General features: G+C 64.3%; 18 protein-coding genes. 10 read left to right on the forward strand and 8 right to left on the reverse strand.

Annotated features, from left to right (window positions below; genetic code table 11):
- Nucleotides 1–19 precede the first annotated feature (19 nt).
- From ABIC09_RS29975 to ABIC09_RS29990, 4 genes are all read right to left on the reverse strand, one after another.
- Nucleotides 20–1,093, reverse strand: coding sequence for a branched-chain amino acid ABC transporter permease (locus tag ABIC09_RS29975; protein WP_354111509.1), 1,074 nt, complete (start codon nt 1,091–1,093; stop codon nt 20–22).
- A 3-nt stretch (nt 1,094–1,096) separates the two neighbouring features.
- Nucleotides 1,097–1,990, reverse strand: a complete 894-nt coding sequence (locus tag ABIC09_RS29980) for a branched-chain amino acid ABC transporter permease (RefSeq protein ID WP_148751235.1) — start codon at nt 1,988–1,990, stop codon at nt 1,097–1,099.
- A 220-nt stretch (nt 1,991–2,210) separates the two neighbouring features.
- Nucleotides 2,211–4,142 (reverse strand): long-chain fatty acid--CoA ligase, encoded by a 1,932-nt coding sequence (locus ABIC09_RS29985; RefSeq protein ID WP_354111510.1) that lies wholly within the window; start codon nt 4,140–4,142, stop codon nt 2,211–2,213.
- Nucleotides 4,139–4,960 (reverse strand): ABC transporter ATP-binding protein, encoded by an 822-nt coding sequence (locus ABIC09_RS29990; RefSeq protein ID WP_354111511.1) that lies wholly within the window; start codon nt 4,958–4,960, stop codon nt 4,139–4,141. Before ABIC09_RS29990 ends, ABIC09_RS29985 begins: the two co-directional genes overlap by 4 nt.
- Nucleotides 4,961–5,297: 337 nt before the next feature.
- Between ABIC09_RS29990 and ABIC09_RS29995 the strand changes: the two genes are divergently transcribed.
- Nucleotides 5,298–5,972 carry a Crp/Fnr family transcriptional regulator gene (locus ABIC09_RS29995; RefSeq protein WP_354111512.1) on the forward strand — a complete coding sequence of 225 codons (675 nt, stop codon included), beginning with the start codon at nt 5,298–5,300 and terminating at the stop codon, nt 5,970–5,972.
- A gap of 20 nt (nt 5,973–5,992) precedes the next feature.
- Here the strand turns inward: ABIC09_RS29995 and ABIC09_RS30000 are convergent, their stop codons facing one another.
- Nucleotides 5,993–7,255: an MFS transporter gene (locus tag ABIC09_RS30000; protein WP_354111513.1), complete on the reverse strand. Its 1,263-nt coding sequence runs from the start codon at nt 7,253–7,255 to the stop codon at nt 5,993–5,995.
- Nucleotides 7,256–7,561: 306 nt separating this feature from the next.
- Between ABIC09_RS30000 and ABIC09_RS30005 the strand changes: the two genes are divergently transcribed.
- Nucleotides 7,562–10,870, forward strand: coding sequence for an adenylate/guanylate cyclase domain-containing protein (locus ABIC09_RS30005; RefSeq protein WP_354111514.1), 3,309 nt, complete (start codon nt 7,562–7,564; stop codon nt 10,868–10,870).
- A gap of 21 nt (nt 10,871–10,891) precedes the next feature.
- On the forward strand, nt 10,892–11,572 hold the full coding sequence (locus ABIC09_RS30010; protein ID WP_354084040.1) for a redoxin family protein: 681 nt from the start codon (nt 10,892–10,894) through the stop codon (nt 11,570–11,572).
- Nucleotides 11,573–11,582: 10 nt separating this feature from the next.
- Here ABIC09_RS30010 and ABIC09_RS30015 read toward each other — a convergent pair whose 3' ends face one another.
- Complete coding sequence (locus ABIC09_RS30015; protein ID WP_354111515.1) at nt 11,583–12,425, reverse strand: uroporphyrinogen-III synthase; 843 nt, start codon at nt 12,423–12,425, stop codon at nt 11,583–11,585.
- A gap of 147 nt (nt 12,426–12,572) precedes the next feature.
- Here ABIC09_RS30015 and purU point away from each other — a divergent pair, with 147 nt between their 5' ends.
- Complete coding sequence (gene purU / locus ABIC09_RS30020; protein WP_354111516.1) at nt 12,573–13,436, forward strand: formyltetrahydrofolate deformylase; 864 nt, start codon at nt 12,573–12,575, stop codon at nt 13,434–13,436.
- A 52-nt stretch (nt 13,437–13,488) separates the two neighbouring features.
- Here the strand turns inward: purU and ABIC09_RS30025 are convergent, their stop codons facing one another.
- The gene (locus tag ABIC09_RS30025) at nt 13,489–13,773 is read right to left on the reverse strand and encodes a hypothetical protein (protein WP_354111517.1); all 285 of its coding nucleotides are present in this window, start codon (nt 13,771–13,773) and stop codon (nt 13,489–13,491) included.
- Nucleotides 13,774–14,303: 530 nt separating this feature from the next.
- Between ABIC09_RS30025 and ABIC09_RS30030 the strand changes: the two genes are divergently transcribed.
- From ABIC09_RS30030 to ABIC09_RS30055, 6 genes are all read left to right on the forward strand, one after another.
- Nucleotides 14,304–15,482, forward strand: coding sequence for an ABC transporter substrate-binding protein (locus ABIC09_RS30030; RefSeq protein ID WP_354111518.1), 1,179 nt, complete (start codon nt 14,304–14,306; stop codon nt 15,480–15,482).
- A 135-nt stretch (nt 15,483–15,617) separates the two neighbouring features.
- Nucleotides 15,618–16,487, forward strand: coding sequence for a branched-chain amino acid ABC transporter permease (locus ABIC09_RS30035; RefSeq protein ID WP_148751257.1), 870 nt, complete (start codon nt 15,618–15,620; stop codon nt 16,485–16,487).
- 8 nt (nt 16,488–16,495) lie between these two features.
- On the forward strand, nt 16,496–17,524 hold the full coding sequence (locus ABIC09_RS30040; RefSeq protein WP_354111519.1) for a branched-chain amino acid ABC transporter permease: 1,029 nt from the start codon (nt 16,496–16,498) through the stop codon (nt 17,522–17,524).
- Nucleotides 17,521–18,276, forward strand: a complete 756-nt coding sequence (locus ABIC09_RS30045) for an ABC transporter ATP-binding protein (RefSeq protein ID WP_148751259.1) — start codon at nt 17,521–17,523, stop codon at nt 18,274–18,276. The genes ABIC09_RS30040 and ABIC09_RS30045 overlap by 4 nt, the downstream gene beginning before the upstream one ends.
- Nucleotides 18,269–18,985: an ABC transporter ATP-binding protein gene (locus tag ABIC09_RS30050; RefSeq protein ID WP_354111520.1), complete on the forward strand. Its 717-nt coding sequence runs from the start codon at nt 18,269–18,271 to the stop codon at nt 18,983–18,985. Before ABIC09_RS30045 ends, ABIC09_RS30050 begins: the two co-directional genes overlap by 8 nt.
- Nucleotides 18,986–19,006: 21 nt before the next feature.
- Nucleotides 19,007–20,125, forward strand: a complete 1,119-nt coding sequence (locus ABIC09_RS30055; protein ID WP_354111521.1) for a cobalamin-independent methionine synthase II family protein — start codon at nt 19,007–19,009, stop codon at nt 20,123–20,125.
- Nucleotides 20,126–20,293: 168 nt separating this feature from the next.
- On the opposite strand, the gene ABIC09_RS30060 is transcribed toward ABIC09_RS30055, so the two are convergent.
- Nucleotides 20,294–22,012, reverse strand: a complete 1,719-nt coding sequence (locus ABIC09_RS30060) for a caspase family protein (protein WP_354111522.1) — start codon at nt 22,010–22,012, stop codon at nt 20,294–20,296.
- Nucleotides 22,013–22,022 lie beyond the last annotated feature (10 nt).

Raw genomic sequence — 22,022 nt, forward strand, 5'->3', positions numbered from 1 at the left:
TTAAGTGCAGTTTCCGCGCTCAATGCGAGAACGGGTAGAGTTTCCAGTACGCCTTGATCTGCCGCCAGCGATGCGCGAGCCCATCCGGCTCGAACATCAGGAACGCGATGATGATGACCCCGATCGCGATTTCGCGCAGGAAGGTGATGTTGTTGTTGAGCGACAACGCCTTGTCGATCGCGCCGCCCTTGAGCGACAGACTGATGAACTCCATGGACTCCGGCAGCAGCACCACGAAGGCCGTGCCCATCAGCGTGCCCATGATCGAGCCGGTGCCGCCGATGATGATCATGGCGAGGAACAGGATCGAGCGCTCGATGCCGAACCCTTCCTGGGAGACCACGAGCTGGTAATGCGCATAGAGCGCGCCGGCGATGCCGGCGAAGAACGCGGCGAGCCCGAACGATAGCGTGCGATATTTCGTGAGGTTGATGCCCATGATCTCCGCGGAGAGATAATGGTCGCGGATCGCCACCAGCGCGCGGCCATCGCGCGTGCGCATCAGATTGGTGACGAGGATGTAGCTCGCCAGCACATAGGCCAGCACGACATAGAAATATTGCCGGTCGCCGCGCAGCGTATAGCCGAAGATCGAGAACGGCTCGGCGCTCGCCGGCACGGAGCCGCCGGAAAACCAATCGGCGCGGGAGAAGAAGTCGAGCAGGATATATTGGGCCGCCAGCGTCGCGATGACGAGGTAAAGACCCTTCAGCCGCGCCGCCGGAATGCCGAAGATCAGCCCGACCAAAGCGGTGACGACACCTGCGAGCGGAATCGCGAAGAACACCGGGATCGGCGCGTTGTTGGAGATGTAGGCAGAGGTGAAGGCACCGAGCAGGAAGAAGGCGGCGTGCCCGATCGAGATCTGGCCGGTGAAGCCGACCAGGATGTTGAGCCCCAGCGCCGCAATCGAGAAGATGCCGATCTGGATCAGGATGCTGAGCCAGTAGCCGCCGAGGAATTGCGGCACGAGGCACAACGCCAGCACGCCGGCGATCGCGACGTTGCGGCTGGTCGTGGTCGGGAAGATCGTGGTGTCGGCCGCATAGGAGGTGCGGAAATCACCAGCAGGGATGAGGGCAGGACCGGCCATGGATCAGATCCGCTCGATGTCGTGGGTGCCGAACAGGCCGTAAGGCTTGATCATCAGCACGATGATGAGGACGTAAAACGGCGCGATCTCGTAGAGATTGCCCCAGTGCAGATACTCGCTGTCGACATATTGCGCGATGTTTTCCAGGAGCCCGATGATGATGCCGCCGAGCACCGCGCCGCCGACGGAATCGAGCCCGCCGAGGATCGCCGCCGGGAACACCTTGATGCCGTAGCCGGCAAGACCCGACGACACGCCGTTCACCACGGCGACGACGACGCCCGCGACCGCGGAGACGGTGGCCGAGATCGCCCAGGCCATCGCAAACACGCTCTTCACGGAAATGCCGAGCGACTGTGCCACCTGCTGGTTGAAGGCGGTGGCGCGCATCGCAAGGCCGTATTTGGAGGCGCGGAAGAACCAGGCCATGCCGATCATCATCGCCACCGACACGACCAGGCTCATGACATAGACGGTCTGGATCTGGAGGCCGAACAGGCCGACCGACTGGCTCTCGAACACGCGCGGGAACGGCTGCGGGTTGACGCCGAACATCCATTTCAGCGTCGCCTGCAGCACGGTGGAAAGGCCGATCGTCACCATGATCACGGAGATGATGGGCTCGCCGATCATCGGCCGCAGGATCAGGACCTGGATCGCGATGCCGAACACGAACATGAACACCAGCGTCATCGGCATGCCGATCCAGAACGGCACCTGGTATTTTGCGAGCAGGGTCCAGCACACCCAGGCGCCGACCAGCAGCAATTCACCTTGCGCGAAATTGACGACCTGCGTCGCCTTGTAGATCAGCACGAACGACATCGCGACCACGCCATAAAGCGTGCCGACCACGAGACCGTTGACCAGGAGCTGGATGAGGAAGGCGGTGTTCATGCGGAGGTGCTCGCTGACAAATCCGGCGCGCTCTTCCCCTCTCCCCTTGTGGGAGAGGGTGGCTTCGCGAAGCGAAGACGGGTGAGGGGTTGTCTCGGCAGTGACGGTGCGGAGAGAGGACCCCTCACCCGAGTGAGGGCGTGGCTGATGGCGTCGATGCCCTCTCCCACAAGGGGAGAGGGCGCATTGACTGGCATCGCATGCCGGGCAGGAAGCAAGTTCACTCCGCAGCCTCCGCCATGGGACCGTGTCCGCCGAGATCCACCACCCGCAATGTGGTTCGCACGCGCTGCGTGGTGCCGTCCTGGAAGCGGATCACGGTGTCGACGGGGATGTCGGCGGTGCCGCGGTAGATGGCGTCGATAATGCCTTCGTATTTCTCGTTGATGACGCCGCGGCGCACCTTTCGCGTGCGGGTGAGCTCGCCGTCGTCGGCGTCGAGCTCCTTGTAGAGCAGCAGGAAGCGCGAGATGCGTTGCGCCGGGGGCAGCGTCGCGTTGACGGTCTCGACCTCCTTCTGCAGCAGCGCATAGACTTCGGGACGCGAGGCGAGGTCGCTGTAGGTCGTGAACGAGAGCCGGTTCTTCTCCGCCCATTTCGAGATGATGGAGTAGCGGATGCAGATCATCACCGCGAGCGCGTCGCGCCCTGCGCCTAACACCACCGCCTCGGCGATGTAAGGCGAGAACTTCAATTTGTTCTCGATGAACTGCGGCGAGAAGCGTTCGCCGCGCGATGTCTCGGCGAGATCCTTGATGCGGTCGATGACGACAAGCTGGCGGTTCGCGTTGAAATAGCCGGCATCGCCCGACAGCATCCAGCCGTCGCGGATGTCGGCGACGCTCGCTTCCGGGTTCTTGTAGTAGCCGAGAAACATGTTGGGGTGGCGCACCACGATCTCGCCGACGCCATGGACGTCGGCATTGTCGATGCGGATCTCGACGCTGTCCGCCATCGGCACGCCCGTCGTGTCGGGGTCGACCTTGCCCGCGGGATGCAGCGTGTAGGCCCCCAGCAGCTCGGTCTGGCCATAGAGCGTGCGCAGCGGCACGCCCATGGCCTGGAAGAACTTGAAGGTATCAGGGCCGAGCGCCGCGCCGCCGGTGGCGGCCGAACGCAGCCGCGTGAAGCCGAGCCGGTCGCGCAGGGCGCGGAACAGGACGGCGTCGGCAAAGCCCGAGCGCTTGCCCTGTTCGAGTGCAGCGAGACCCGACTTCATGCCGATGTCGAACAGACGCTGCTTGAAGGGCGTCGCATCCATCACCTTGGCGCGGACGTCGGCGGCGATCGATTCCCAGACGCGCGGCGCGAACAGCACGAACGTCGGCGCGATCTCGCGCAGATCGTTCATCATCGTAACCGGCTCTTCGACGAAGTTGATCTTCATCCGGCAGAGCAGGCCTTTGCCGAGCACATAAACCTGCTCCATGATCCACGGCAACGGCAGCACCGAGACGTATTCGTCGTCGGGGCCCTTGGGGTCGAAGGCGAGATAGATCGCGCAATGGCCGAGCACACGGCCCGCGGCGAGCATCGCGAGCTTCGGATGCGAGGTGGTACCCGACGTGGTGCAGAGGATGGCGACATCGTCGCCGTTGGTGGCGTCGACGAGCTTGTCGTAAAGCTCCGGCTCGCGGGTCGCGCGGGCACGCCCAAGCTCGGCGAATTTCTCCGCCGACATCAGCCTGGGGTCGTCATATTTCCGCATCCCGCGCGGATCGGAATAGATGATGTGCTTCAGCCGCGGCACGCGCTCGGCCAGCGCCAGCAGCTTGTCGACCTGCTCCTCGTCCTCGGCAAAGACGAGCTGGGCCTCGCCGTAATTGAGCAGATACGAAGCCTCTTCGTCCAGCACGTCGCGATAGAGCCCGAGGCTCAATCCGCCGATGGCGTGCGTGGCTATCTCAGCCGAGACCCAGTCCGGCCGGTTGTCACCGATGATGCCGATGACGTCGCCGCGGCCAAGCCCCAGTTCGATCAGCCCGAGCGCGAAGTCGCGCACGCGGGTCTGGTAATCGTTCCAGGTGAAGGGGCGCCAGAGGCCGAGATCCTTTTCGCGCAGCGCGATCTCGTTGCCGTGCTCTTTTGCATTAAGCCGGAGCATCTTTGGATAGGTGTCGGCCTGGGCGACGCGGCCTGCATAATCCATCATGCCGCGCTCTCCTGCGCCGGCGGCGCATCGTCGGGATCGACCAGCACCTCGTCCTCCTCGCCGAGATAGGCGCGCCTGACGTGAGGATCGGCGAGCACGGCGGCAGGATCGCCCTCGGCGATCTTGCGGCCGAAATCCAGCACCATGACGCGGTGGGAGATGTCCATCACCACGCCCATGTCGTGCTCGATCATCACCACCGTCATCCCGAACTCCTCGTTGAGATCGACGATGTAGCGGGCCATGTCCTCCTTCTCCTCGAAGTTCATGCCGGCCATCGGCTCGTCGAGGAGGATGAGGCGCGGCTCCAGCGCCATGGCACGGGCCAGCTCGACGCGCTTGCGCAGGCCGTAGGAGAGGGTGCCGGCCGGCGCCTTTCGCACCGACTGGAGATCGAGGAAGTCGATGATCTCCTCGACCTTGCGGCGGTGCGCGAGCTCTTCCTTGCGCGCGCCGGTGAGCCAGTACAGCGAGCCCGTGAGGAAATTGTTGTTCAGGAGGTGATGGCGGCCGACCATGATGTTGTCGAGCACGCTCATGTGGTGGAACAGGGCGAGGTTCTGGAAGGTGCGGCCGATGCCGAGCGTGGGACGCGCATTCGGCGTCAGGCCGGTGATGTCGCGGCCCCGGTAGAAGAGCTGGCCTTCGGTCGGCTTGTAGCGGCCGGAAATACAGTTCACGATCGAAGTCTTGCCGGCACCGTTGGGGCCGATAATCGAGAACAGCTCGCCCTCATTGATGGCGAAGCTGACGTCGGTCAGCGCGCGAACGCCGCCGAACCGCAAGGACACGCCACGCACTTCGAGACTGGTAGCCACCAAACAAATCCCTCCCGGTGATGGCGCGTTCAGCGGCGCTCTTCGTCCGTTCCTCTCGGGCAATCCTAGTACGGTCGCGCCGGTGAGGCCATGCAGCACATGGTCCCGACCGGAGCCGCGCCACTTTCGTACCCGTTTGGGATCAAAAGCCGCATCACCCGAGGTGGCTCTCAATAGGGGAAAGCGCTATTTTGAAATGTCTCCGGCCTGACAATTCTGCGACAAAGTTTTTAGGGCGGCAGCGGCCTACACCTTTGGTCGGATGGTGGCCGGAATAATCGTGTTGCAGTGCAACAGAAGGATGGGGTGTCGAAACGGTGCGGCTGGCCCCTCGATCATGATTTCAGAGGATCAACTGAGGCGCGTCGCCGCCTGGTCGCGCGAGCTCACGTCGGCCGAGATCGAGGTGGCCCGCGCCGGGATCACGGAGCGGTCCTACGGCACCGGCGAGACCGTGTTCATGCGCGGCGACAAGTTCGGCTATTGGGCCGGCATGGTGAGCGGCCTGGCCCGCATGGGTGGGGTCTCGCGCGACGGCAAGGAGACCAGCCTTGCGGGGCTCACGGCAGGCGCCTGGTTCGGCGAAGGCAGCGTGCTCAAGAACGAGCCGCGCCGCTACGACGTCGTGGCGTTGCGCGATAGCCGCGTCGCTCTGATGGAACGCGCTGCCTTCATGTGGCTGTTCGAGAACAGCGTCGGCTTCAACCGCTTCCTGGTGCGCCAGCTCAACGAGCGGCTCGGCCAGTTCATCGGCATGCTCGAGGTCAACCGCACGCTGGATGCGACTTCGCGCCTCGCGCGCAGCATCGCCTCGCTGTTCAACCCGATCCTCTATCCGGAATCGACTGCGCATCTGGAGATTACCCAGGAGGAGATCGGTGCGCTCTCCGGTATGTCGCGCCAGAACGCCAACCGCGCGCTGAACCGGCTGGAGAAGGAGGGACTGCTGCGGCTGGAATACGGCGGCGTCACCATTCTCGATATCGATCGGCTGCGCGGGTATGGCGATTAAGGCGCGGCGGCGCCGGTCCGTCAGCCCGCATTGGCCGGGGCGTGCGCTGGCCACAGATCCTCGCGCCAGCGCAGCGCGATCGCTGACATCGCGATGATGCCCGCGACCGCATAGACCGAGCCCATGGCGGAATAACCGATCAGGTCGATCAGGCTGCCCGCCGCAAGCAAGCCGATCGGCAGGCCATAGATCACCATCATCCGCACGCCCATGACGCGGCCGCGCAGATGGGCACTCGCCGTGCGCATCAGGATCACGGCCGCTGAGATCATCGACATGCTCTGGGCAATGCCGGCGAGCACGAGGCAGGCCATGGCGACCGGCATCGTCCTGATCTCGACGAACACCAGCAGCATCGCGTACCAGGCCAGCGTCGCGCCGATCAAAAGCCGGGCGATCCGGACCCCGCTGACGAGGCTCAGCGTGATGGAGCCCGTCAGCGAGCCCACGGCAAAGCTCGCCGAGAGATAGCCGAGACCGGTCTGGTCGGTGTGGAAGATGTCGCGCGCGACAAAAGGCAGCAATCCGTTGGTGATCGGAAAGGCGGTGAGATTGGCCAGGAAGGCGACGCAAAGTGCGGCGCGCATGCCCGGGCCGTTCCACGCGTAGACGATGCCTTCCTTCAGGTCGTCCAGCAATCGCGAGACCGCATGGCTGTTTGCAGGGAAATCCGTCGTCGTGACCGACTTTTCCGGCCGGCTCATGCAGAACATCAGAATTGCTGCGACGAGATAGAAGCTCGCGATCCCGGCATAGACGAGGCCGATGCCGAGGAGGGCGAACAAGCCCGCGCCGGTCAACGCGCCGGCAATGCGCGCACTATCCTGGGTCGTGCGCGCGAGGCTGATGGCGCCGACGAGTTGCCCGGCCGGCATGATATCGGCAAGCAGCGCCCCGCGCACGCCGAGATCGGACGGGCGGATCAGGCCCATGATCGCGACGATGATCATGACGTTGAGCGGCGCGAGATGGTGGGTCAGCGCCAGCACCATGATGGTCGAGGCGAGCACAGTGTAGGTGAGGCGCAGCACGACCAGGAGGTCGCGATGACCCATGCGGTCGCCGACCATCCCGAGCACGGGCGCAATCAGCGTCCCGACATATTGCAGCGAGGCCATGACGGTCAGCAGCAACACCGAGCCGGTCTCGACCATGATGTACCAGCCGAGCACGAGCGTCTCGACCTCGAACGCCCATGAGGTGAGGAGGTCGGACGGCCACTGGAAGCGGTAGTTGCGGATGCGGAATGGTGCGAGCGCGGAGGGTCCTGCAGTTTTGCTCAAGATGCGATGACGGGTTTCACGGCGATTCCCTGCCCCTATTATTTGTTGTTGTCGGCAGGTTAACGGTGAGGGTGGTTGTGTCAATTGACGCTATCGCATGCCACCATGAGGCCACCGCCGCGGGTTGGCGCGCAGCAGCTGCCCTTCGCCTGCCCATCCACAACATCGCCTCGCCGTGCGGGTCCCCCACGGAAGGGGTAGCCCAGCCGCCGCTTGCACTTCCTGCGTGCCAAGCTCATTGTGCGCCATATCCTGGGCCTATTTGGATCGGTCCAGCAGATCGCGGATTCCGCGAGGTCTTGAGCCATGAAGTGCTCGGGTTGCGGTTTCGAGGTCCAGAGTGGCTTTGCCTTCTGCCCGAAGTGCGGCACGAAGCAGCCGAGCGCATGCCCCGGCTGCGGCTTTCCATGCGAACCGGATTTCGTCTATTGCCCGAAATGCGGCGTCCTCGTCAGTGACGTCCCTCAACCCGGAGGACAGGCGCGGTCGACGGCGCCGGTCAGGGCGTCCTCACCGCCGCTGGCGCCGACGGCAGATCCTCAACAGGCATTTCGATCGCAGCCGGACAAGATCGACAGCGAAGCCAACCGCCGCACCATCACCGTGCTGTTTGCCGATCTCAGCGGCTTCACCGCGATGAGCGAACGCCTCGACCCCGAGGTCATGCAGACGCTTCAGAACGAGTTGTTCGAGGAGTTGACGGCGGCCGTGCAAGGCTTTGGCGGCTTCGTGGACAAATTCATCGGCGATGCGCTGCTGGCGCTGTTCGGTGCGCCGGCTGCGCACGAGGACGACCCCGAGCGGGCGGTCCGGGCTGCCATCGACATGATCAAACGGACGGAGCAGCTCAGCGACCGGGTGCAGGCGTTTGCCGGTTCACCCCTGCTGCTCCATATCGGCATCAACACCGGACACGTGGTCGCGGGCGGACTCGGTGTGGGCGTTGCCAAATCCTACTCGGTGACCGGCGACACGGTGAATACCGCGCAGCGATTGCAGTCGATGGCGCCGCCGGACGAGGTGCTGGTCGGGCCGTTGACTTACCGTCTGACCCGGCACGCATTCGCGTATGAATCGCTTGGCGAGGTCTCGCTCAAAGGCAAGATCGGCAGCGTCCTGGTGCATCGTCTCAAGGGGCTGCTCGACATGCCGCGCGCGGCCCGAGGCCTCGACACGCTGGGCCTCAGTGCGCCCCTGATCGGCCGCGACGCAGAGCTTGGCCGCGCGATCGGCAACCTCGATCGCGCGTGCGGCGGGGCGGCGCAACTCGTGCGGCTGGTCGGCGAAGCGGGCATCGGCAAAACGCGCCTGGTCAACGAATTCGTCGCCCGTATCCGCGACGAAGAGCGCTTTGAGGGTGTGGCGATCCGCCAGGCCGCCTGCTCGCCGCTCGGCGAACAATCCTACGGTACGCTCGCCGCAGTGCTGCGCAGCGCCTATGGCATCGCGCAGAAGTCCAGCGCCGCGGAGGCTGAGGCCAAGCTGGCCGAAGCGCTGTCAGAGCTTGGCCTTGCGGCCGAGGAAGCAGAGCGGTTGATGCCGCTCTATGTCCACGTTCTCGGTCTCGGCGGCGCGGACGCCGTATTGCAGCATATCGAGCCCGAACAGCTCCAGCGGCAGATATTCTTTGCGATCCGGACCGTCTTCGAACGGCGCCTGGCCCTGTCACCGCTTCTGATCATTGTCGAGGATCTGCACTGGGCCGATGCCGTGTCTCTCAAGGCGCTGCGGTTCCTGATGGACCGGCTGGAGCGCACGCGGCTGATGCTGTTGTTTACGCATCGGCCGATGCCGGAGCTGGACCAGTTCGGTTCAGGCCGGGTCAGCCACACAACCATCCGATTGCCTCCGCTCGGTGACGCTGACGGACAAAAGCTGCTCGCGGCTTTTTTCAGTCACGGTTGGCGCGAGGCGCCGGGACATCTGTTTAGTCGCATCCTCGAGCGCGCAAGCGGTAATCCGCTTTTCCTCGAGGAGATCATCCGCGGCCTCATCGACGCTGGCGCCCTGGAGCGTGACGGCTTGCAGTGGCGGATCAAGTCGGATGAAGCCGCTGCCGATATCCCCGCGAGCATTCAGGCGTTGTTGTTGGCGCGGCTGGACCGACTGCCGCATGAGGTGCGCCGGCTGGCGCAGGAGGCCGCGGTGATCGGCCCGCGCTTCGATGTGGCTCTGCTCGGTGCGATCGCAACGGGGCAGGCGAAGGTCGAAGCGGGAGTAGAACTGCTCTGCGACGCCGAGATTGTCGAGGAAGTCGCGGGCGCTCATTCGATGTCGCTGCGATCCTACCGTTTCACGCAGACCATGCTTCAGGATGTGATCTATCAGAACCTGCTCTTGCAGCGGCGGATCGAACTCCATGGACGCATTGGTGCCGCGCTGGAGCAGCTCTACGGCAACGAGCCCGAGCGGCTGGAAGACCTCATCCTGCTCGGACATCACTTCAGCCTCAGCGCACGCAAGCCGAAAGGCGCGCGCTATCTGCGCACCGCCGGCGATCGCGCACGCGCGACCTATGCCAATGACGATGCCATCCGTCTCTACCAACAGGCCCTCGCCGTGCTGTTGACCAGCGGCGAATGCGACTTGGAGCGGCTGGTCCTGTACGAGCGGATCGCGGATCTCTGTGGCGCGGCCGGCCGCCGCAACACGGCCGAGGAGCACTACCAGAGCGCGCTGGAGGGGCATCGCACCGCCGCGGATCGCGTCGGCGAAGCGCGCATTCTTCGCAAGCTTGGCCGGTTGTTGTGGGACGCCGGGAAGCGGATCAAGGCAGAGGCGCATTACGCCGAGGCGGCTGAGCGGCTTGGAGGAGCCGAAGCGCCCATCGAGTGGGCGCACCTCTTGCAGGAGCGCGGCCGTCTCGCCTTTCGCATGGGCGACCATATGGCCGCCGCGAGATGGGCGGACGAGGCGCTTGGCTACGCCCGATCCGCGCCGGCGGCCACGGACGTACAGGCCGGGCTCGATGCGGCGCGCGCCATTGCCGAGGCCCTCAACACCAAGGCGGTTGCACTGGCGCGGCTTGGACGGCACCAGGATGCGGTGCGCGAGGCAGAGCAAAGTGTCGCAGCAGCCGAAGCCGCCGGCCTTCTCAACGTGGCCTGCCGTGGCTACACCAATCTCGCCGTGCTCTACACGATTGTCGACCCGGCGCAGGCGATGGAGGTTTGTCGGCGTGGGCTGGATGTCGCGCATCGTATTGGCGACCTCGGGTTCCAGGCGCGCCTTCTTGCCAATTTTGCCGTCGCCTGCTGCACCTTCACCGACAGATGCACCGACGAGGGTGTGCCCGCTGCCGAAAAGGCGATCGAGATCGACCGGGCGCTCGATCAGCGCGAGCACCTCCCCGTACCCCTGATCGTACTCGGGCAAATCCATCAATGCCATTTCCGGCCCGATCAGGCTGCCCGCTGCTACAAAGAGGCCATCGAGGTCGCGAGCGAAACCGGCGAGCCGCAGCAGCTCTTTCCATGCTATGATGGTCTTGCGACACTGAACCTTGATCGTGGCGACATGCCCGAGGCCGAGCGGTATTTCGCGCTGGCCGATGATGTCTGCACCAGGCACGGGCTTGATCCCGCCGGACTGATCGTATTGCCATTTCTTGACTAGGTCATGTGAAGGAGTTCAACCATGCCAGAACGTCATGTCGATGGACCGCTGCAACCCGGCGATCGCGCACCCAACATCGTGCTGGACGCAATCACGCGCGAAGGGAAGGTCGCACTCGAGGATTTCCGCGGGCACAGTCCGATATTGGTTGGCCTGTTTCGTGGTCTGCACTGCCCGTTCTGCCGCCGCCATATTGCAGCGCAGGCACAGCTTGACGCGGCGCTGCGCGACAAGGGCGTCGAAAGTCTCACCGTCGTCAATACGCCGATCGATCGGGCGCGGCTCTACTTCCGATATCACCCATTGCCAAATCTCCTCGCAGCGTCCGATCCCGAGCGGCTCTCGCATCGCGCATTCGGCCTGCCCAATCTCGAGTTCACCGAGAAGGAGACCGAATGGCCGCGCAAGGTCGCCATGGGCGTGGTCATGAGCATGCAAGTCGACATGCCCGGCGAATTGCCCGGCCCGATGAACAGGCCTGCGGCCGCCGAGTACCTCAACAATAAGGACGGCTACGAGATGACCGAAGCCGATCAGCGCATGGCGGCATCCGGCACAGGCCAGCTGTTCGGTCAATTCCTGCTCGATCGGGAAGGGGTCGTGCGCTGGACCTTTACCGAGGTACCCGAAGGCGGCCAGCGCATGTTCGGGATGCCGAGCCCGCAGGAGCTGATGTCGGCCGCTTCGCAGGTGGCGGGTTAGGCGTCTAGGATTAGCTCGCCGTCCTCTGCCGTTTTTTCTCCGCGAGCGCCGCAGCCATCGCCGAGATCAGTGGACGCATGAAATAGGCGTCGTCTGCAGGCGAGATGTCGGTGCGCAGGCCGTGCGCGGCAAGCTCACCTGAGACTGCCGGTCCCACCGAGGCGATCAACGTGCACTCAAATCCGGCGCGCAACTTTGCCTCGCTGCCATGGGCCTTGGCGGCCTCGATCAGGCGGCGGACCTGGCCAAGATTGGTCAATGCGATGGCATCGATCCGTCCCTCGGCCATGTCGTCGATGGCGGTGACGATATTGGCGTCCGCCGCTTTGGAATCGTAGACGTAAGGCAAAACGGTATCGACCTCGGCGCCTTGCGCGGCCAACGCACCGGTCAGCGTGCTGTGATCCTTGTCCGGATAAAGCTGAAGCCCGAGGCGGCGTCCCCTGAGGTCGAGCTTGCCCAGCATCTCGATCACGCCCTCGGTGGTCGGCTTCTCCGTGGTCTGCTGCGCCTCAAGCCCGTTCTCGCGCAGCGCCTTGCCGGGCTTCGGGCCGCGCGTGAATTTTCGCGAATTGGCGAGCGCGGCGGTTAGGGGGCCGTCGAGCCCGCGCTCGCGCGCGAGCTTCATGATCCGCCGCAGGCCTTCGCCGGTCATCAGCACCAGGTCGTCGAGCGGGCTGTCGATCGCGCGGCGAATCCAGGCTTCGACAGGGGCAGGGTCCGGCGCATCCTGGATGGTGAACATCGGGCACTGCACGACCTCGGCGCCTTGCTCGGCCAGGAGTTTTGAGAACTGCGCCTCCTCGCGCGTTTCCAGGATCAGGATGCGGGTGCCGGTCAAGCGGTCGGCCATGGGCGTGCTCCGGTCAGTCAAAATCGCAATCGTCCGTTCATCCTGACTCCGTCGCCGGGATTGGCGCAAGGGGCGCGTCGGTGCTAGAGCAGGGCGCAAATCGCGGGTCGTTCCGCAACCCCATTGCCCAGACCTTCATCAAGAGCCATGCCCGACCATCAATATGTTCTGACCCTGTCCTGCCCGGATCGCCCCGGCATCGTCTCGGCGGTGTCGACGTTCCTCGCCCATAACGGGCAGAACATTCTCGACGCCCAGCAGTTCGACGACGTCGAGACCAGGAATTTCTTCATGCGCGTCGTGTTCACCGCGGCCGATCTCGCCGTGGAGCTGGCCGCGCTCCAGACCGGCTTTGCCGCCATCGCCGAGCGTTTCGGCATGGAGTGGCAGATGCGCGACCGCGCCGCGCATCGCAAAGTGATGCTGCTGGTGTCGAAGTCCGACCACTGTCTCGTCGACATCCTCTACCGCTGGCGCACCGGCGAATTGCCAATGACGTTGGCCGCGATCGTCTCCAACCATCCGCGCGAGGTCTATGCCGGGCTCGATTTCGGCGGCATCCCGTTCCACAATTTGCCGGTCACCAGGGAGACCAAGAGCGAGCAGGAGGCGCAGATCCTCGATCTCGTCGCCAAGTCCGGGACCGATCTCGTGGTGCTCGCCCGCTACATGCAGATCCTGTCGGATGACCTGTCGGCGAAGCTGTCCGGCCGCTGCATCAACATCCATCATTCGTTCCTGCCGGGCTTCAAGGGCGCAAAGCCTTATCACCAGGCCCATGAGCGCGGCGTTAAGCTGATCGGCGCGACCGCCCATTATGTCACGCGCGACCTCGACGAAGGCCCGATCATCGATCAGGACGTCGAGCGCATCAGCCACCGCGACACACCGGAAGATCTCGTCCGCAAGGGCCGCGACATCGAGCGCCGCGTGCTGGCGCGTGCGATCCGTTATCACCTCGACGACCGCGTTATCCTCAATGGCCGCAAGACCGTCGTGTTTGTGGATTGAGTTGCTCTAACTCTTCTCGATGCGGGGCTGAGGGAAGAGGTAAAGAACCGGCCTAGCGTACCGCGTCGCCAGATGTCGATCCGGTTGCGCCCTTCTGGGCCTGCACTTCGTTCGCGCGACCGACCGCCGGCATCAGCCGCTTCTGCTCCCGTTCCTTCATCCATGCGTCGTACTGCGGCGTGCCCGGTCGCGGTGGGGCGTCCGCAGGCAGGCCGCCGGCCCATTGCGGGACATAGTCGCCCATGCCCGCCGTGAGCTTCTCGTTGACCGTGCCGCAGCCGGACAGACCCGCGGCAAGCCCGACGAGAAGCAGGAGAGAACGAAAACGTATGGACATCGTACGGCGCCGGGTTCGGAGCTTGGGGTGATGAGACGCCGGGTAACCAGCGGGTCAGGAAGGTAGCCTTCAACAAGATAAAATTGGCTTATTCGAGGTGGGTATCCAAATACCAGACAGGATGAGCACCTCGTTTGCCAATGTTCAAATTCTGCAAATGAAAGACGAAATTCTCCATCCACCCGCCAGGTCGCATTTCTAGAATGCGGCCATCGGCTCGCGACAATCTGGCTTGGCCGGCGACCGGGCTTTTTCGTTGACAGGTCCATTTTATTTGTACAATCGTACAAATGGATGCGACCGGGATCGAGGTGCTCGGGTTGCCCGGCGTAACCGCGACATCGCGCTTCACGCTTGGTCATTGGCACGCGCCGCTTGCGCCGCATGGTCGCCAAACGTCCGATTGACAATGAGGGCGCGGAAGACGCCTTGTGACGCGCGACATCGCCCGTGCGTGGGTTAAGGTGAGGCAAGGACCGGGCACTCGGTCCGACGCACAAGAGGCCAGGAATGAAGGGGAGGGACATCTGATGTTCGAACGCAAATACTTTTCTCGGGTGGCCGCGCTTGCTGCCGTCGCCGGCCTTGCGGCCCTCGCACCGGCCAAGGCGGAAGACACCGTCAAGGTCGGCCTGATCCTGCCGATGACCGGCGGGCAGGCCTCGACCGGCAAGCAGATCGAGAACGCGATCAAGCTCTACATGCAGCAGAAGGGCGACACCGTCGCCGGCAAGAAGATCGAGATCATCCTCAAGGACGATGCGGCGATCCCGGACAAGACCAAGACCGCCGCGCAGGAGCTGATCGTCAACGACAAGGTCAATTTCATCGGCGGCTTCGGCGTGACGCCGGCAGCGCTCGCGGCCGCGCCGCTGGCGACGCAGGCCAAGATTCCGGAAGTCGTGATGGCGGCCGGCACCTCGATCATCACCGAGCGCTCGCCCTATATCGTGCGCACCAGTTTCACGCTGGCGCAGTCCTCGACCATCATCGGCGACTGGGCGGCGAAGAACGGCATCAAGAAGGTGGCGACGCTGACCTCGGACTACGCGCCGGGCAATGACGCGCTCAACTTCTTCAAGGAGCACTTCACGGCCGGCGGCGGCGAGGTGGTCGAAGAGGTCAAGACGCCGCTCGCCAACCCCGATTTCGCGCCGTTCCTGCAGCGCATGAAGGATGCCAAGCCCGACGCGATCTTCGTGTTCGTGCCGGCGGGCCAGGGCGGCAACTTCATGAAGCAATATGCCGAGCGCGGCCTCGACAAGGCCGGCATCAAGGTGATCGGACCGGGCGACGTCACCGACGACGACCTGCTCAACAATATGGGCGACGCCGTGCTCGGGACCGTGACCGCGCACATCTACTCGGCCGCGCATCCCTCGCCGATGAACAAGGACTTCGTCGCCGCCTACAAGAAGGCGTTCGGCACGCGTCCCGGCTTCATGGCGGTGAGCGGCTATGACGGCATCCACCTGATCTACGAGGCGCTGAAGAAGACCAATGGCGACACCGACGGCACCAAGCTGGTCGAAGCCATGAAGGGTCAGAAGTGGGAGAGCCCGCGCGGCCCGATCTCGATCGATCCGGAGACGCGCGACATCATCCAGAACGTCTACATCCGCAAGGTCGAGAAGGTCGACGGCGAGCTCTACAACGTCGAGTTCGCGACCTTCGAGGCCGTCAAGGATCTCGGCAAGACCAAGAAGTGACCCGCGAAAGCGGGTCATCCCCGAGCGCGCTTAGCGCGCATCGGGGATCCAGAAGTTGTTGAAGCAAGATTCCGGGTTCAGGGCATTCGTGCTGCCCCGGAATGACGAACGTCTACCAGGATCGCTCGACGCTCGATGACCTCAATCCTCACCAACCTGTTCGATGGCGTTGCCTACGGCATGCTGCTGTTCGTGCTCGCCTGCGGGCTCGCGGTCACGCTCGGCCTGATGAACTTCGTCAACCTCGCCCATGGCGCCTTCGCCATGGCCGGCGGCTATGTCTGCATGGTGCTGGTCAACAGGATGGGCTGGCCGTTCTTCGCGGCGCTGCCGCTCGCCTTCGTCTCGGCTGCCGCGATCGGAATTGCGCTCGAGCGTACGCTCTATCGCCATCTCTATGCACGCAGCCATCTCGACCAGGTGCTGTTCACCATTGGTCTCACGTTCATGTCGGTCGCGGCCGTCGACTACATCCAGGGCTCGTCGCGGGTCTTCATCAACCTGCCGGCCGCGCTGCAGGGCCAGTTCGACGTATTCGGCGTCGGCATCGGCCGCTACCGGCTGATGATCATCGTGATCTGCGGCCTGCTCACCATTGGTCTGCAGATGGTGCTGGCCAGGACCCGCTTCGGCAGCCGCCTTCGTGCCGCCGTCGATGATCCCCGCGCCGCGAGCGGCCTCGGCATCAACGTGCCGCAGGTGTTCGCCTTCACCTTTGCTTTTGGATGCGGGCTCGCAGGTCTCGGTGGTGCGCTGAGCGCCGAGATCCTCGGCCTCGATCCGTATTTCCCGCTGAAGTTCATGATCTACTTCCTGATCGTGGTCACCGTCGGCGGCTCGTCCTCGATCACCGGACCGTTTTTGGCCTCGCTCCTGCTCGGCATCGGCGACGTCGCCGGCAAATATTACGTGCCGAAGATGGGACCATTTGTGATCTACACCATGATGATCGTGATCCTGATCTGGCGCCCGAACGGACTGTTCGGCCGCACGGCTGCGCGTTGAGTTTGCCGATGAACGCTTCTTCCGACGTCGGTTATCACGCCCAACGGCGGGCGCGCTGGCACTATGGCGAGGCCGCCTTCTGGCTCGTCGTGCTCGCTTGCGGCTTTCTGTTCCCCACGCGCTATCTGATCATGACCGACATCCTGCGGCTGGCGCTGTTTGCGATGTCGCTCGATCTCGTCCTTGGCTATGCAGGAATCGTCTCGCTCGGTCACGCCGCCTTCTTCGGCGTCGGGGCCTATGCCGCCGGCTTGCTGGCGCTGCACGGCATCATCAACGAGCCGGTGCTGGCGCTGATTGCCGCAGGCCTCGCCGCGATGGTGCTCGGCTTCGCCACCAGTTTCCTGGTGATCCGCGGCGTCGACCTGACCCGGCTGATGGTGACGCTCGGCATCGCGCTGCTGCTGGAGGCGCTCGCCGAGCGCTTCTCCAACATCACCGGCGGCACTGACGGCCTGCAAGGAATCGAGATGCAGCCGATCTTCGGTGAGATCCCGTTCGACATGTTCGGCAAGGCCGGCTTCTTCTATTCACTAGCCGTGCTGTTCGCGCTGTTCCTTCTCGCCCGCCGCATCGTGCATTCGCCGTTCGGCCTGTCGCTGCGTGCGATCAAGAACAATCCGCTCCGCGCCGCGGCCATTGGCATCCCCGTCAACCGCCGCCTGATCGCGATCTATACGCTCGCGGCGTTCTATGCAGGCATCGCCGGCGCCCTGTTCACGCAGACCACCGCGATCGCTTCCCTCGACGTCTTCGCCTTCGAGCGCTCCGCCGACCTGATGCTGGTGCTCGTCATCGGCGGCACCGGCTATCTCTATGGCGGGCTGATCGGCGCGGTGATCTTCCGCATGCTCCAGGAAGTGTTCTCCACGATCACCCCGCAATATTGGCAGTTCTGGATCGGCCTCGTGCTGGTCGTGATCGTGCTGGTCGGCCGCCAGCGCCTGCATCGCTGGGTGCTTTATGTGCCGAACCTGATCATCAAGCAGGTCGCCGGACGCAAGGCCGTCGTCGCTGTACCGGAGAGCGACGCATGACCATCGCGCTCGAAACCCGGAATCTCGAAAAGACGTTTGGCGGCCTGCGCGTCACCCGCGACCTGTCGCTGAAGATCGAGCAGGGCGCCCGCCATGCGCTGATCGGTCCGAACGGCGCCGGCAAGACCACTGTCATCAACCAGCTCACCGGCGTGCTCAAGCCTAACTCCGGCCGCATCCTGCTCGAAGGCCAGGACATCACCGATCTCCCGGTGCACAAGCGCGTGCTGCGCGGCCTGTCGCGCACCTTCCAGATCAACCAGCTCTATCCTGATCTCACCCCGCTCGAGACCATCGGCCTTGCCGTATCCGAGCGCCTCGGCCATGGCGGCGACTGGTGGCGGCGGATGGGCACGCGCAACGACGTCAATGACGAGATCGCCGATCTCCTGACGCGTTTCCATCTGCTCGATGTCATGAACGAAGAGACCGTGACGCTGCCCTACGGCAAGCAGCGCCTGCTCGAGATCGCGGTCGCGATCGCCGCCAAACCGCGCGTGCTGCTGCTGGACGAGCCCGCCGCCGGCGTGCCGGAGAGCGAGCGCCACGACATTCTCGCCGTTGTAGGCAGTCTGCCGCGCGACGTCACCGTGCTGCTGATCGAGCACGACATGGACCTTGTGTTCTCCTTTGCCGATCGCATCTCGGTGCTGGTCTCCGGTGCACTGCTGACTGAAGGTGCGCCCGACCAGGTCGCGCGTGATCCGCAGGTGAAGGCGGTCTATCTCGGCGAGGAGGCGGTCAATGTCTGACCTGCTCGTAATCGATTCACTTCGCGCCGGCTATGGCGAGGCGGTGGTGCTGCCCAACATGTCCCTGTGCCTTGCCGACGGACAGGTGCTGGCGCTGCTCGGGCGTAACGGCACCGGCAAGACCACGCTGATCAACTCAATCGTCGGCGTCACCCGCCGTTTCTCCGGCAACGTCACCCTCGGCGGCACCGACGTCACGACCATGCGGCCGGACCAGCGGGCGCGCGCCGGCATTGGCTGGGTGCCGCAGGAGCGCAACATCTTCCGCTCGCTGACGGTGGAGGAGAACATGACTGCGGTGGCGCAGCCCGGTTCCTGGACCGTCGCGAAGGTCTACGAGATGTTCCCGCGGCTGAAGGAGCGGCGGAGCAACTTCGGCAACCAGCTCTCCGGCGGCGAGCAGCAGATGCTGGCGATCGGCCGTGCGCTGACCCTCAACCCAAAAGTCCTGCTGCTTGACGAGCCGACCGAGGGGCTGGCCCCCATCATCGTCGAGGAGCTTCTGAAGGCGATCGGGACCATCACCCGGGCCGGCGGCATCTGCTCGATCATTGTCGAGCAGAACGCCCAAAAGATTCTGGGGCTCGCCGACCGTGTTGTGATATTGGAGCGCGGAACGATCGTCCACGACGCCCCGAGCGCCGCGCTGAAGGCCGACCCGTCGGTCCTGGAGCGCCACCTCGGCGTCGCAGGGGCGGCGGCCCACTAAAAAATCCTCGGGAGTTCAAGAATGCAGCGAACCAAAGCCCCCTTCCGCGCCGACGAGGTCGGCAGCCTCCTGCGTCCCGCCAAGATCAAGGAAGCCCGCGCGAAGCTCGAGAAGGGCGAGATTTCGCCCGACGATCTGCGCAAGATCGAGGACCTGGAGATCGAGAAGGTCGTGCACAAGCAGGCCTCGGTCGGCCTGAAGCTCGCGACCGACGGCGAATTCCGCCGCTCCTGGTGGCATTTCGATTTCCTGGCCAGGCTCACGGGCTGCGAAATGTTTCATCCGGACACGGGCATCCAGTTCGCAGGCGTCGAGACGCGGCATGACGCGGTCCGCGTGATCGGCAAGCTCGATTTCCCGGACGACCATCCGATGCTGGATCACTTCCGCTTCCTGAAGAAGTCCGCCGACCAGGCCCACGTCACCGCCAAGATGACGATCCCCTCGCCAGCCGTGCTTCACTTCCGTGGCGGCCGCAAGGCGATCTCCAAGGACGTCTATCCGGATCTCGACGCTTTCTACGAGGACCTCGGCAAGACCTACCGCAAGGCCGTCAAGGCGTTCTACGACGCCGGCTGCCGCTATCTCCAGTTCGACGACACCGTCTGGGCCTATCTCTGCTCGCAGGACGAGTTGCAGAAGGCGCGCGAGCGCGGCGACAATCCGGAAGGCCTCCAGCAGATCTACGCACGCATCATCAATTACGCGCTGGCCGAGAAGCCCGCCGACATGGTGGTGACCACGCATGTCTGCCGGGGCAATTTCCGCTCGACCTGGATTTCTTCGGGCGGTTACGAGCCGGTGGCCGAGACCATGCTGGCCGGCACCAATTACGACGGCTACTTCCTGGAATACGACAGCGACCGCGCCGGCGGCTTCGAGCCGCTGCGCTTCCTGCCCAAGGGCAACAAGGTCGTCGTGGTCGGCGTCATCACGTCGAAGTTCGGCGAGCTCGAGAAGAAGGACGATATCAAGCGTCGTCTGGAAGAAGCCTCCAAGTTCGCCCCGCTGGAGCAGCTCGCGCTGTCGCCGCAGTGCGGCTTTGCCTCGACGGAAGAAGGCAACATCCTCTCCGAGGAGGAGCAGTGGGCCAAGCTTAGCCTTGCTGTGGAGATCGCGAAGGAAGTGTGGGGCCAGTAAGTCTCCACACCGCGCTGTCATTCCCCGCGGAGGCGGGGAATCCAGCACGCCGCGGCTTCTCGATGAACCACGGACCTCTCGGAATACTGGATCGCCCGGTCAAGCCGGGCGATGACCACTGAGGGCGGGGAGTACTTCGCGTCACCGCAGGCAACGTACCCGCTGCCCTCACTTCTCCGCCAGATAGACCTCGCCCAGCAGCGACGAGTTCGACCACGGCACCTGCTTGTTCTTCGTGCCCGAGACCACCTCGGCCCGCACCCGCGTCAGCATCTGCTGCACTTCCAGCCCCGGCGTGCCGATGTGGCGGGACAGCGCCGCTGAGAATGGCGAATTGGCACCTTCACCGTCGAGCGCCACCTGGCCCGGTGCGGTCGCGAACGCGATCAGCGTGCCGGCCCCTAACGTCGCGCCGGACCCGAGGCTCGACGGAGCTGCGAGGCCTGGCGTCCCCTCGATGCCGCGACTGCTACCTGCGGCTGCGACCTGCTGCGCCATCGGATTGTTGCGGCAGGCATCGAAGATCAGGATGTTGGTACGAACCTGGTCGTCGAGGCCGGCCAATATCGTGTCCATGTCGATCATCGCCTCGGTGAGTCCTGTGCCGGGCTTGAGCTCGACGTCAACAGGAATGAGGTAGTTGCGGCCGTCGACCTGCACACCGTGACCGGCATAGTAGACGATTGCGACCTGCGCCCGCGCCGCCTCTCGCAGGAAGTCGCGCGTCACCTTCTGCATCGCGGCTCGGTCGAGATCGACGCCCTCCGATACAACGAAGCCGATGTCACGCAGGCTCTTGGCGACGGCGCGCGCATCGTTGGGCGGATTGGGCAGTGCCCTCACATGCGCGTAGGCGCCATTGCCGATAACGAGCGCCATGCGCTTGCCGGGCGTTGCGGGGGCAGGCGAGGGTGCAGGCGCGGTGTTACCCTGCTGCTGCGTCGGCGTGATCAGCTGTTGTCCCGACGGGGCCGGCGCGTCGCGCGGGATCGGCGCGGCTGGGTCCGTCACCAGCGACAGTCGCACTTTTGCGGTGGCCTGATTGGCCTTGCTGCCGGCGTCCGAGGCCACGATTGCAAGCGTTGCGTTGTAGTCGTCTTTCGCATGCGCGTAGTCGCCCTTGGCCTCATAGGCGAGCGCGCGATGGCTGTAGGCGGAGATCAGCACGCTGTTCGGCGGTGTCATGATGTTGACCGGCGGCTTCTCCTTCGCGAGCCGGATCGCCTCAGAGCCGTCGGCAATGGCGCGATCGAGATCGCTCTTCGCGCGCCAGATCGCGGTGCGGTTGATCAGCGGCTGCGGCAGCGTCGGATCGAGCCGGATTGCCTGGTTGAAGTCGGAGAGCGCGCCGTCGAGATCGCCCAGCGCCCCCTTCGCGATGCCGCGGTTCTGGAACGAGAACGCCGATTTCGGATCGGCCTTGATCGACATGTCGTAATCGGCGATCGCCTTGGCGTAGTCGCCCTTGCCGCGCCAGGCATTGCCGCGATTATGGAAGATGATGCCATCAGGCGGCCCCAGCTTCAGTGCGTCGTCGAAATCCGCGATCGCGATGTCGTAGTCGCCCTTGTCGTAATAGGCCGAGCCCCGCAAGTTGTAGACCGCCTGGCTCGGCTGCAGCCGGATCGCTTCGGTGGTGTCGGCAATGACACGGGCGTAGTCGCCCTTCCTGTTCCAGCCCACCGCGCGCCAGAAATAGACGGTCGCGAGCTGCTCGCCCTTGAAAACCTTCAGCGCGATGATCTTGCTGCAGGCGTCGACCATCTGGTCCGCCGGCGTGGTCTCGGTGGTGCAGAGCGGTCCGAGCTGGCTGCGCGCTTGGGCGGAGCAAGGCGCCGACCAAAGGGTCGCCAAGAGAAGGGAGAGCGCGACGAGCAGGCGGCGCATGGCGATGGTC

The organism is Bradyrhizobium sp. S3.12.5, assembly GCF_040548225.1.
Lineage (GTDB): Bacteria > Pseudomonadota > Alphaproteobacteria > Rhizobiales > Xanthobacteraceae > Bradyrhizobium > Bradyrhizobium cytisi.

What these genes read in the sequence shown, in the direction of transcription:
- ABIC09_RS29975 (WP_354111509.1), bottom strand. Translation starts at nt 1,093, where the DNA reads ATGGCCGGTCCTGCCCTCATCCCTGCTGGTGATTTCCGCACCTCCTAT.
- ABIC09_RS29980 (WP_148751235.1), bottom strand. Translation starts at nt 1,990, where the DNA reads ATGAACACCGCCTTCCTCATCCAGCTCCTGGTCAACGGTCTCGTGGTC.
- ABIC09_RS29985 (WP_354111510.1), bottom strand. Translation starts at nt 4,142, where the DNA reads ATGATGGATTATGCAGGCCGCGTCGCCCAGGCCGACACCTATCCAAAG.
- ABIC09_RS29995 (WP_354111512.1), top strand. Translation starts at nt 5,298, where the DNA reads ATGATTTCAGAGGATCAACTGAGGCGCGTCGCCGCCTGGTCGCGCGAG.
- ABIC09_RS30005 (WP_354111514.1), top strand. Translation starts at nt 7,562, where the DNA reads ATGAAGTGCTCGGGTTGCGGTTTCGAGGTCCAGAGTGGCTTTGCCTTC.
- ABIC09_RS30010 (WP_354084040.1), top strand. Translation starts at nt 10,892, where the DNA reads ATGCCAGAACGTCATGTCGATGGACCGCTGCAACCCGGCGATCGCGCA.
- ABIC09_RS30015 (WP_354111515.1), bottom strand. Translation starts at nt 12,425, where the DNA reads ATGGCCGACCGCTTGACCGGCACCCGCATCCTGATCCTGGAAACGCGC.
- purU (WP_354111516.1), top strand. Translation starts at nt 12,573, where the DNA reads ATGCCCGACCATCAATATGTTCTGACCCTGTCCTGCCCGGATCGCCCC.
- ABIC09_RS30025 (WP_354111517.1), bottom strand. Translation starts at nt 13,773, where the DNA reads ATGTCCATACGTTTTCGTTCTCTCCTGCTTCTCGTCGGGCTTGCCGCG.
- ABIC09_RS30030 (WP_354111518.1), top strand. Translation starts at nt 14,304, where the DNA reads ATGTTCGAACGCAAATACTTTTCTCGGGTGGCCGCGCTTGCTGCCGTC.
- ABIC09_RS30035 (WP_148751257.1), top strand. Translation starts at nt 15,618, where the DNA reads ATGACCTCAATCCTCACCAACCTGTTCGATGGCGTTGCCTACGGCATG.
- ABIC09_RS30040 (WP_354111519.1), top strand. Translation starts at nt 16,496, where the DNA reads ATGAACGCTTCTTCCGACGTCGGTTATCACGCCCAACGGCGGGCGCGC.
- ABIC09_RS30045 (WP_148751259.1), top strand. Translation starts at nt 17,521, where the DNA reads ATGACCATCGCGCTCGAAACCCGGAATCTCGAAAAGACGTTTGGCGGC.
- ABIC09_RS30050 (WP_354111520.1), top strand. Translation starts at nt 18,269, where the DNA reads ATGTCTGACCTGCTCGTAATCGATTCACTTCGCGCCGGCTATGGCGAG.
- ABIC09_RS30055 (WP_354111521.1), top strand. Translation starts at nt 19,007, where the DNA reads ATGCAGCGAACCAAAGCCCCCTTCCGCGCCGACGAGGTCGGCAGCCTC.
- ABIC09_RS30060 (WP_354111522.1), bottom strand. Translation starts at nt 22,012, where the DNA reads ATGCGCCGCCTGCTCGTCGCGCTCTCCCTTCTCTTGGCGACCCTTTGG.